Genomic DNA, 715 nt, shown 5'->3' on the forward strand with positions numbered 1-715 from the left:
GTTCGGGAAGGGAGATTTCCTTCTCGACGTAGTCGTAATAGAGGGCGGTGGTGTAGAGCAGGCGCATCTGCGCGCCGATCTCGCAGATTTTCAGGCAGCGCTGCTGAAGCTCGACCGTGTTGGCGTTCTCCAGCACGATCTGGTAGCCGCGCTCGCCGTGAATCTCGTCGGAGACGATGTGCAGGTCGAAGAACTCGACCTCCTCGTCGGTGAAGCCGTACTGCTCGCGCAGCGTGGGGGTCTGCTTGCGGTAGATCGAGGGCACCTGCGACTCGAGGCCGACCACGAGGGCGGCGACGGCCACGACGGGGTCCTCGCGCATGGCCACGCAATAGCACCAGGCCTGGAGTCCGCGGGTGGTGGGCGACATGTTGTCGGGGTTGGTGACGCGCTCGCGGGAGGTTCCGCAGGCCTCGGCGAAGCGGATGAGCAGGTCGGTGTGGCGGTCGCCGCCGATTTCCTCCTCGTACATGTTGGCCAGCAGGAAGTCCTTGGCCTCGGTCATGTGGTCGGGGGTGCGTGCGTAGAGGTAGGCGAGGTAGTCGGCGAAGGGGCCGACGTAGTGGTAGTGGTTCTCGGCCCATCGGGCGAGGTGCTGCCGCGAGAGCTTGCCGCTTGCCCAGGCGACGCTGAAGGGCGCCTTGTTGGCGCTCTTGCCCTTGATCGCCTCTTCGAGCGCGCTGCGGAATGCGTCGCGGTTCATGAGTTCGGCCAT

General features: G+C 65.3%; 1 protein-coding gene. It reads right to left on the bottom strand.

Annotation, left to right across the window (positions count from 1 at the left end):
* The coding region (locus U5805_RS31555; RefSeq protein WP_322107403.1) for an iron-containing redox enzyme family protein at window positions 1-715 on the bottom strand (715 nt) is incomplete at its 3' end.

The sequence above is a fragment of the Paraburkholderia sp. J41 genome (genome assembly GCF_905220235.1).
GTDB lineage: Bacteria > Pseudomonadota > Gammaproteobacteria > Burkholderiales > Burkholderiaceae > Paraburkholderia.